The organism is Kocuria rhizosphaericola (genome assembly GCF_044462205.1).
Classification (GTDB): domain Bacteria; phylum Actinomycetota; class Actinomycetes; order Actinomycetales; family Micrococcaceae; genus Kocuria; species Kocuria rhizosphaericola.
This window is the reverse complement of record NZ_JBISWK010000153.1, coordinates 1-9,413: the sequence shown is the minus strand read 5'-3', so window position 1 is coordinate 9,413 and position 9,413 is coordinate 1. Positions and strand designations below refer to the sequence as shown.

Here is a 9,413-nt window from a genome sequence, read left to right as displayed (position 1 = left end):
GACCCGCGCTGGCAGGAGGCCATGGCCCGCCGGGGGATCGAGGACACCACGCACAGCTTCGTGGCCCCGCTGGCGCCGGGCTTCTTCCCGCGGGAGGACGAGACCGGCAAGCGGGTCATCCGCTCCCTGACCTTCCACCGCCGCTTCGAGGGCGACAACCCGTGGGGCCACCCCGTCGAGGGCCTCGTCGTGCACATCGACCTCACGGCCGGGGAGGTCATCCGGGTCGAGGACGACGGCGACGTGCCCGTGCCCATGGCGGACGCCAACTACACCCCGGAGTTCGTGGGCCCGGCCCGCACCACCCTCAAGCCCCTCGACATCGTCCAGCCGGAGGGCCCGTCCTTCCAGGTGGACGGCACCCACGTGACCTGGGAGAACTGGAAGCTGCGCATCGGCTTCAACGCCCAGGAGGGCCTGGTGCTCAACCGGGTCACCTTCCGCGACGACACCGGCGAGCAGCCCGAGGACCGCTCGGTGCTCTACCGGGCCTCCGTGCCGGAGATGGTCGTGCCCTACGGGGACACCACGAACACCCGCTTCTGGATCAGCTACTTCGACGCCGGGGAGTACCTGCTCGGCAAGAACGCCAACTCGCTGAAGCTGGGCTGCGACTGCCTCGGGGTCATCCAGTACTTCGACGCGTTCGTGGCCGACGACGAGGGCCACCCCATGGAGATCCCGCACGCGGTGTGCATGCACGAGGAGGACTACGGCGTGCTCTGGAAGCACACCGAGTTCGGGGAGGCCCCGCAGGTGCGCCGCTCCCGCCGGCTGGTGATCAGCTACTTCGCCACGATCGGCAACTACGAGTACGGCTTCTTCTGGTACTTCTACCTCGACGGCTCCATCCAGGTGGAGGCCAAGGCCACCGGAATCGTCTTCGCCGGCGCCTGCCTGCCCGGGCAGCCCAATCGCCACTCGGCCGAGATCGCCCCCGGCATCCAGGCCCCGGTGCACCAGCACATCTTCTGCGCCCGTCTCGACGTCGCCGTCGACGGCACGGAGAACTCGGTGCAGGAGGAGAACCTGGTGGCCCTGCCCATGGGCGAGGACAACCCGTACGGCAACGCCTTCACGTGGTCGCGCACCGACTTGACCCGCGAGTCCGAGGGCGTCCGGGACGCGAACACCGAGACGGGGCGGAAGTGGTTCGTCACCAACCCCAACCGGCGCAACCACGTGGGCGAGCCCACCGCCTACCACCTGATCCCCATGCCGGGCCCGCGGCTGCTGGCCGCGGAGGGCTCGTCGGCCCGGAAGCGGGCCGAGTTCGCCACCCACCACCTGTGGGTCACCGCCTTCGACGCCGAGGAGCGGTTCCCGGCCGGGGACTTCCCCAACCAGCACGCCGGCGGGGGCCTCGGGGACTGGGTGAAGCAGGACCGGGACCTGGTCGACACGGATGTGGTGCTGTGGCACACCTTCGGGCCCACCCACATCCCGCGCACCGAGGACTGGCCGATCATGCCGGTGGACTACTACGGCTTCTGGTTCAAGCCCTACGGCTTCCTGGACCGCAACCCCGCGCTGGACCTGCCGGACTGGTCCACCGCCGGCGGACGCTGCTGCGGCACCGAGGTCGGCCACGCCGACACGGTCCCCGCCGTGGAGAGCGCCCACGCGATCACCGGCACCGGCGACCACCCCACCCACGACTGCCACTGCGAGGACTGAGCCATGAGCACCAGCACCACCCCGTCCGGCGACGCGCCCGTGACCGGCCCCACCGCGACCAGCGGCCACCTCGACACCCGCGGGGGCCTGGACCGCCGGACGCTGACCGTTCCCTCCCTGGTCTTCCTCATCATCGCGGCCTCAGCACCCCTGACCGTCCTGGCCGGCGGTGTTCCGACGACCTACGCCGTCGCCGGCCTGACGGGGGTGCCCCTGGGCTACGTCCTGCTCGGGGTGCTGCTGGCCGTGTTCGCCGTGGGCTACGGGGCGATGTCCGCCCGGATCACCAACGCCGGCGCCTTCTACGCCTACATCGCCGACGGACTGGGCCGGCGCCAGGGCATCGGCGCCTCCTGGCTGGCGCTGATCAGCTACAACGCCATGCAGATCGGCCTCTACGGGCTCTTCGGCTTCGCCCTGTCCTCCTTCCTGGAGGCACGGCTGGGCCTGACGGTGCCATGGTGGGCCGCGGCCCTGGCCGGGCTCGTGTTGGTCGGTGTGCTCGGCGTCAGCCGGGTTGATCTTTCCGCGAAGGTCATCGCGGTCCTGGTCGCCCTGGAGTTCCTTGTGGTGATCGTGGTCAACGTCGTCTCCTTCGCGGTGGCCCCCGAGGGGATCAGCACGCAGCCGCTGATGCCCGCCGAGTTCTTCGCTCCGGGCATCGGGGCGTTGCTGGCCTTCGGGATCGCGGCGTTCATGGGCTTCGAGTCCGGGGCGATCTACAGCGAGGAAGTCAAGGACCCCGCCCGTTCCGTCCCGCGCGCGACGTTCATCGCGGTCACCATCATCGCCCTGTTCTACGCCCTGTCCTCGTGGGCTTTGGCCGTCGGCGTGGGCCCCAGTCAGATCGTCGCGGCCTCCCGGGAAAGCGGACCCGATCTCGTGTTCGTCTTCCTCGCCGAACACGGCGGGGTGCTGCTGACCGACATCGCCCAGGTCCTGTTCATCACCAGCCTGCTGGCCGCACTCATCGCCTTCCACAACGCCGTGGCCCGCTACTTCTTCTCCCTGGGCCGCGAGAGCGTGTTGCCGTCCTGGCTGGGCGCGGTGGGGCGGCGCAACCACGCCCCGGTGGCCGGGTCCCTGACCCAGAGCGCCCTCGCCGTGGTGCTCGTGGCCGTCTTCGCAATCGCCGGGCAGGGCTCCGAGCTCGGTCCGCTGTTCCCGGTGCTGACCCTGTTCACCTGGCTCACCAACGCCGGGGCCTTCGGGCTGATCTTCCTCCTGGCCATCACCTCCCTGGCGGTGCTCGGGCACTTCCACCGCGACCCGGGCGGGCACTCGGCCTGGGTGCGCTGGATCGCCCCCGCCCTGTCGGCGGTGGGACTGGGCACAGTGTTCGTGCTCATCCTGGTGAACTTCGACGTCCTTATCGGCGCTGAGGGCCCCAGCCCCCTCGTGATCGTGATGCCCGGCATCATCCTGGCCACCGGGGCGGCCGGCCTGGTGTGGGGGGAGTATCTGAGGCGTCGTCGCCCCGACGTGTTTGCCGGGGTCGGTGCGGGAGGCACCAGCGAGGACGTTCCCCTGGCGGCTTCCCCGATCCAAGGAGCGAATGATGTCCGCCGCTGAAGCTGTACGGTCTGTCCCTGCGCGGCGCACTCCCGCAAGCGCGTCCGCCGGGCGGACCCGAGGTGAGCTGGTGCATCTCCTGCTCGTCGCCTGCGTCGCCGCCTCCGTCGTGGCTCACGGGTGGATGGCGGCCGGCGGCGGCCACGGTGCCGGCTGGTCGCTGGTCATGGCCGCCATGGCTTTGGCCTGCTCATTCTGCGTGGTGGATCTGCTGCGTCGGCGACATGATTCAGCACCGGTGCGCATGGCCCTGGGCATGGCGGCCGCCATGGCCCTGATCCATGTCCTGATGGTCCCGCTTATGGCAACAGCCGGGGCAGGGACGCTGCATGCGCACCACGGAGGAGGCGGTACGGGTTCTGCGGCGGCTTCCACTGGAGGGGCGGACCACAGCACCATGTTCCTGCTGATCGCGGTCGAGCTGGTGGCGGCAGGTCTCGCAGCAGCTCAGTTGCGCCGTCGGCCCGAGAAGAGTGCCGAGTACCTGCGCTAAACTTTCCATATTGTGTGGCACGCGTCACCGGCAGCGCCGCCGCAACAGGACGGAAAGAGCATTTCATGGTTCCGACGCTGGATAGTCCAGTCACTGATCCCGCGATCCCAGTTCTCGCGGAAACGATCCGTGACTGGTCCCTGCTCACCTCTCAGTCCTTCGGACCACTGAAGTGCTCAACCCGTGCCACCCGCACCTTCCAGGCCGGCCTGGTGGCGCGGAAGACGGGAAGCCTGGACATCGCACACATGCGGGTCGGCCCCCACGTCGTAGAGCGGGAGGCTACGACGCTCGGACAAGAGGGCGGTCGGTTCAAGGTCAGTCTGCAACTGGAAGGACGAGGCATCGTCGAGCAGGGGGAGCGCACCGCGGTTCTGGAAGCCGGCGACATGGCCCTCTACGACACCTCAGCCCCGTACCGGCTCGAGTTTCCGGAGGACTCACGGCTGTTGGTTATGATGTTCGATCACAGTGCCCTCGATCTGCCGCCTAACGCTGCGGCTCAGCTCAGGGCCCAGCGTGTCGGCGCGGAGGAGCCCGTCCATGCGATGGTGTCTTCCTTCCTGGCCTCGGTTGCCGGGCGCATGGAGGCGCTGAGCGGCATGACCGGGCAACGGATCGGGAACTCCGCGCTGGACTTGCTGACCGTCTCCTTCAACCATGAGCTTGACGGCCAAGTGGCTTCCTCGATCCATGAACAGGACAGGTTGCGCGCGAGTGTGCACGACTTTATCGAGGCCCACCTCGCAGATCCTGAACTCGACCCCACCATGATCGCCCAGGCGCACTTCATGTCGACCCGGCGCCTGCACCAGATCTTCCACAACGAGGGCACCACCGTTTCCACCTGGATCCGCACACGGCGCCTGGAACGATGCCGCAGAGCACTGGAGGACCCCGCAAACACGCGAATATCCATTGCCCGCATCGCTGAGCGCTGGGGATTCACCGACGGCGCTCACTTTTCCCGCGTCTTCAGAGCCGCCTACGGCGTACCGCCTTCCCAAATCCGATCTCGATCCCTGAACAGTTGAGGCGCGGCGCCGAACGTACGATGCACGGCCAATGGGTGACGCTTCGCATCATTCAATGCCGGTTGGGGTCGGCCGTAGACGTCATAGAGTCGATCGAACGTTTGTCGGTCAACCCGTGGCCAGCTGGGCCAAGAGCGTCTCCGGCTCTTCCGCTTTACGTATGGCCCAGCTGTCGGCCACTCTCCGCGAAAGTGATGTTGCGGTAGGGATTCCTCTGCGGGCATTATCGGTTGGTTCGGAGCATATCGGCCTTCACCGAGCAGCCACGGGGGAGAGACATGGGGCTGTGGACTCTCAGCCACGGCGGGCGTGACGCGGAGACCCATACCCCCAATGATTCGATGGTCTTCACCGGGATGGCCGCCATGGTCCAGGTGAAGCTGGAGATCGAGCGGGGGCGGGTCACCGAGTCGGTGGCCAAACGCCGGGTTGCTGTCCGGTTGATAAAAGCGGGGAGCCGGCCACCCAGGTTGACCGCGACCTGGGAATGTCTCGAGTCGCCTTGTGCCGGTGGCCCGCAGCCAGGCCGCGCAGGAGGCGACCTCGAAGCGGGCGTTGGGGCCGTTGAGCAGCTTGCCCTGCTCCCGGCTCAGCAGCTCGGCCAATGCCTCGGCGGTGGCCTCGATGGCGTCGGCGGCGGCCACGGCCGTCTCCAGGTCCGCCACAGTGTGCTTGGGCGCCCGGACCGCGACCTCGCCGGTGGCCGGGTCGAGCAGGGCGCGCCCGTCCTCGGCGGGCTGAATCACGGCCAGCAGGTCGACCGCGCCCGAGAAGGTCGACAGGTTAGAGGAGTTCAGCAGTCATGGTGCTTCTTCTCGTGGGTAATAAATCACATCGCGGACCGTGAAGTGATCCAGGGTGGCTCCGACTACTCCGGCAGTCGTAGAGATGCCCTCGGTGATGTGTAGTTGAAGGGCCGGGGCAGGCCGGACGGCGATCGCGAACCTACCCCGGCGGTCTATGGGCGCAGGCTCAGGCAGTGAGCTGGGCCTCCGCGGGTTGAGATTGGGTTAGAAGTTCCTGGATGCGGCTGGCGGCGGTGAGGCCGCTTTCGATGGCGCCGTCGATGAATCCGCCCCAGCCGGTATCATAATCGGCTCCGGCCAGGAACACACGTCCGTCGGGACGCTGCAGGGGGCGATCGTCGACAATGTCTTGGATGCGGTCCGCGAGTCTCCGGAGCGGCAGGCCTTCCAGTATGAGATGGTCCTGGCCTCCCGAGCCATCCCTGCCCTGAAGCCGGCGACGGAACGCCTGTACACCGCTTACGTCCAGCGCACGCAGGCCGCCTTCACTGCCGGCTACGAGACGGATGAGGCCGTGGCCCGGCCGGTGTTCGCTACCCTGGATGGGCTCGTGTTCCAGTGCGTCACCATCACCACCGAGGACCAGACCCGGGTAGCACTGGATCAGGTGGGGCGCTTGCTGGCGACCCGCCACATGCGAGTCATAACGAGGAACCAAGCGCCCTGAGAGAAGAGGCTCGCCGCCCTGCTTGCCAGTGAAAAACACGGAGTGACGTAGGAGCCCAACAAACTAAGTAATCGCTCGTTGAGTGATCGGCGGACGCCTCACCTATTGAGTGGTTGTTCTGGTGTCCTCAAATGAGTGATCTCGCGGGTGAACATGGCCCAGAGGGCCTGGCGCCGGCGTTCGGCGGCGGCAGGGGTGCTGTAGACCAGTTCAACGTGGAGGCTGTCCACAATGCCGAGGTAGGCCTGGGCCAGCTCCTCCTCGTCGGTCACCGCGACTCCTGACGTATGCGTTTGAGCGGGGAGCCGTTGCCGGAAGAGGGTCTCCAGACGTGCCAGGAACGCGGTGTAGCCGTCGTGCACCATCGCGTGCACTCCTGCGGGCGGGGCGAACACGGTACGTAGCAAGAACCGCAGATGCACCGACGTCCGATATCGCTGCACCAACTGCGTGCTGTAGGACTCTCCGGGTACCTGGTCGGGCTTCTCGTCGGTAAAGCATTGGTCGACGAAGGTCTTTTCCTGCTCGAGGGCGATAGTGAGCACGGCCAGGAACAAAGCGTCCTTAGAAGGGAAGTGGGCGTAGAGGGAGGGTTTGCGCATCCCGGCCCCGGCGGCGATCTGAGTCAGAGACGAGGCGTCGTAGCCCACTTCGGCGAAGTGCTCCACAGCGATGGCGCAGATGCGCTGGGCGGAGGGGGAGTGGTCGCTCATCGTGTCCTTCGATCGATCGTCGCCGGGGCAGAGGGCGTTCAGTGGCCGCCCAGCTCGGTGACTGTTGCTGCCGGACCTCTGGTGGCCAGGGCCACCAGGCCAGCGCTCACGAGGCTCGACACTAGCAAGAACACCAGCCAGGGCAGGGGGCCGGCTTCGGCTTGTGCACCGGCCAGCGGAGTGGCGATGGAGGAGATCATCAGCTGGAAAGCACCCAGCAGGGCAGCGGTTGCGCCCAGGGCCGTGTGCTGGGAGCCCATCACCAGAGCCATTAGGGTGGCTTCGGCCAGGCCCACCCCGACCAGGCTGATCGCCATCCCGGCCACCACACCGGCCAGACCCGCTCCGGCAGCGGCGGCGATCAGTGCGACCGCCCCGCCGAGGGCCAGCAGAAGAGACCCGGTCAGCGCCAGTCGCCCGGCACCGTGACGGGACACCAGCCGAGCGCTCAGCGCCGCCCCGACGATCACGGCCAGACCGGTGAGGCCGAAGACCGTGCCGAAGGAACCGGCGTCCAGGCCGTAGATGCCCTGGTAGACGAACGGGGCGCCGGCAATATAGGCGAACAGCGCGAAGAACACCGCCGACAGGGCCAGAGCCGGCAACAGGAAGGCGCGATCAGCGGCGATGCGACGGTAGGCGGCGACCACCGTCGCCGGGCGCAGAGGGATACGGCGCTCCATCGTCAGGGTCTCGGGCAGGCAGAAAACCGAATTGATCAGGACGACGAGGCTCAGGCCCGCCAGCACCAGTAGCACCGCACGCCAGCCGAAATGGACATCGACGAACCCGCCGACGGTGGGGGCGAGCACCGGGGCCAGGCCCTCGATGGTCATCAGCAGCGCGAACAGCCGGGCGGCACGATCACCCTCGGCCACGTCGCGGACTACGCTCAGCGCCACCACCAGCACCAGCGCCGCACCCAGGCCCTGTGCCAGACGGGCGGCCAACAGCTGCTCGATGTCCGCGCTCAACGACGAGGCCACGGAGGCGAGCAGGAACAAGACGATCCCGGTTAGCAACGGCCGCCGTCGGCCGTAGGCGTCGGTGATGGGGCCGAAGACCAGCTGCCCCGCGCCCATGGCCATCAGGTACATCGTCAGGGACATGTGTGTCTGGGCCGCGGTGGCCGAGAATTCCACGGCGATGTCGGGCAGGGAAGCCAGGTACATGTCGGTCCCGGCCGGCCCGAGCACGGTGACCAGGGCCAGAGAAACAGCGAACCAGGTGCCTTGGGTGCGCCGTGATGCTTGTTTGAACATGAGAAGTCCTCGTTGTCTACCTTCCTAACGTTCGTTAGGCTGGACGTGAGGGACTATAGCTGACTTGGAGGACACTGATGCACCATTGGGGCACAACCCCGGTGAAGGTCACACCGGACACGAAGAGCATGGATTTCCAGCACAACGATCCGTCCTTCGCCAACGTGTGGCAGGAGCTGCTGTGGCGCGGCCTCGTGCACGTGTCGACCGACGAGGCGGCCCTCGAGCGGTCGCTCGCGGAGGAGAAGGTCACCTATTACTGCGGGTTCGACCCCACCGCGGCGTCCCTGCACCTCGGGCACCTGGTGCAGCTGCTGCTCATGCGCCGGCTCCAGCTCGCCGGCCACCACCCGATCGGGCTCGTGGGCGGGTCCACCGGTCTGATCGGGGACCCGCGGCAGAGCTCCGAGCGGGTCCTGAACTCCCGGGAGACGGTCGCGCAGTGGGTGGACCTGCTGCGCGCCCAGGTCGAGCGCTTCCTCTCCTTCGAGGGCGAGAACCGGGCCGTGATGGTCAACAACCTGGACTGGACCTCCCAGCTGTCGGCCATCGACTTCCTCCGCGACATCGGCAAGCACTTCCGGGTCGGCACGATGATCAAGAAGGACATCGTGGCCAAGCGGCTGAACTCGGAGGAGGGCATCTCCTACACCGAGTTCAGCTACCAGATCCTGCAGGGACTGGACTACCTGAACCTCTACCGCGACCACGGGTGCACCCTGCAGACCGGGGGATCCGACCAGTGGGGGAACCTGACCTCCGGGACCGACCTGATCCGCAAGGTGGAGGGCGTGGCCGTGCACGCCGTGGGCACCCCGCTGATCACCAACTCGGACGGCACGAAGTTCGGCAAGTCCGAGGGCAACGCGGTGTGGCTTGACCCGGAGCTCACCTCGCCGTACGCCTTCTACCAGTTCTGGCTCAACACGGCCGACGCGGACGTGGTCGACCGGCTCAAGGTCTTCACGTTCAAGACCCGGGCCGAGATCGAGGAGCTGGCGCGCTCGGTCGAGGAGGAGCCCTACAAGAGACAGGCCCAGAAGGTCCTCGCCTGGGAGGTCAACTCGCTGGTGCACGGGGAGGAGGCGACCGAGAAGGCGATCGCGGCCTCGGCCGCCGTCTTCGGACGGGGCGAGCTCACGGAGCTCGACGCCGAGACCCTGGACTCGGTCGCCCGGGAGCTGCCCGG

General features: G+C 67.5%; 9 protein-coding genes and 1 pseudogene. 6 read left to right on the top strand and 4 right to left on the bottom strand.

The window, feature by feature from the left end; genetic code table 11:
• The 4 genes from ACH9D2_RS15555 to ACH9D2_RS15540 all read left to right on the top strand — a co-directional run.
• Positions 1–1,677: primary-amine oxidase (locus tag ACH9D2_RS15555; protein WP_396363725.1), on the top strand; the 1,677-nt coding region annotated here is incomplete at its 5' end.
• A gap of 3 nt (positions 1,678–1,680) precedes the next feature.
• Positions 1,681–3,249 (top strand): amino acid permease, encoded by a 1,569-nt coding sequence (locus tag ACH9D2_RS15550; RefSeq protein ID WP_396363724.1) that lies wholly within the window; start codon positions 1,681–1,683, stop codon positions 3,247–3,249.
• A gap of 70 nt (positions 3,250–3,319) precedes the next feature.
• The gene (locus ACH9D2_RS15545) at positions 3,320–3,742 is read left to right on the top strand and encodes a hypothetical protein (protein ID WP_396363723.1); all 423 of its coding nucleotides are present in this window, start codon (positions 3,320–3,322) and stop codon (positions 3,740–3,742) included.
• Between the two features lie 14 nt (positions 3,743–3,756).
• Positions 3,757–4,776, top strand: a complete 1,020-nt coding sequence (locus ACH9D2_RS15540) for an AraC-like ligand-binding domain-containing protein (RefSeq protein ID WP_396363722.1) — start codon at positions 3,757–3,759, stop codon at positions 4,774–4,776.
• Between the two features lie 491 nt (positions 4,777–5,267).
• On the opposite strand, the pseudogene ACH9D2_RS15535 reads toward ACH9D2_RS15540, so the two are convergent.
• Both ACH9D2_RS15535 and ACH9D2_RS15530 read right to left on the bottom strand, forming a co-directional pair.
• A pseudogene (locus ACH9D2_RS15535) lies at positions 5,268–5,558 on the bottom strand (aldehyde dehydrogenase family protein); the annotation flags it as partial.
• Positions 5,559–5,748: 190 nt separating this feature from the next.
• On the bottom strand, positions 5,749–5,910 hold the full coding sequence (locus ACH9D2_RS15530) for an FAD-dependent oxidoreductase (protein ID WP_396363727.1): 162 nt from the start codon (positions 5,908–5,910) through the stop codon (positions 5,749–5,751).
• Positions 5,911–5,931: 21 nt separating this feature from the next.
• Here ACH9D2_RS15530 and ACH9D2_RS15525 point away from each other — a divergent pair, with 21 nt between their 5' ends.
• On the top strand, positions 5,932–6,249 hold the full coding sequence (locus ACH9D2_RS15525; protein ID WP_396363726.1) for a hypothetical protein: 318 nt from the start codon (positions 5,932–5,934) through the stop codon (positions 6,247–6,249).
• A 98-nt stretch (positions 6,250–6,347) separates the two neighbouring features.
• On the opposite strand, the gene ACH9D2_RS15520 is transcribed toward ACH9D2_RS15525, so the two are convergent.
• Together ACH9D2_RS15520 and ACH9D2_RS15515 are read right to left on the bottom strand one after the other, a co-directional pair.
• Entirely contained in the window at positions 6,348–6,962 is a 615-nt protein-coding gene (locus tag ACH9D2_RS15520) for a TetR family transcriptional regulator (protein WP_396363721.1), read from the bottom strand.
• 38 nt (positions 6,963–7,000) lie between these two features.
• Positions 7,001–8,224: a Bcr/CflA family efflux MFS transporter gene (locus ACH9D2_RS15515; protein ID WP_396363719.1), complete on the bottom strand. Its 1,224-nt coding sequence runs from the start codon at positions 8,222–8,224 to the stop codon at positions 7,001–7,003.
• A gap of 128 nt (positions 8,225–8,352) precedes the next feature.
• On the opposite strand from ACH9D2_RS15515, the gene tyrS reads away from it, so the two are divergent.
• Positions 8,353–9,413, top strand: a 1,061-nt coding sequence (gene tyrS, locus ACH9D2_RS15510) for a tyrosine--tRNA ligase (RefSeq protein WP_396363718.1), incomplete at its 3' end; no start/stop codon positions are given.

Coding starts and splice junctions, on each gene's coding strand:
- ACH9D2_RS15550 (WP_396363724.1), top strand. CDS start 1,681: ATGAGCACCAGCACCACCCCGTCCGGCGACGCGCCCGTGACCGGCCCC.
- ACH9D2_RS15520 (WP_396363721.1), bottom strand. CDS start 6,962: ATGAGCGACCACTCCCCCTCCGCCCAGCGCATCTGCGCCATCGCTGTG.
- ACH9D2_RS15515 (WP_396363719.1), bottom strand. CDS start 8,224: ATGTTCAAACAAGCATCACGGCGCACCCAAGGCACCTGGTTCGCTGTT.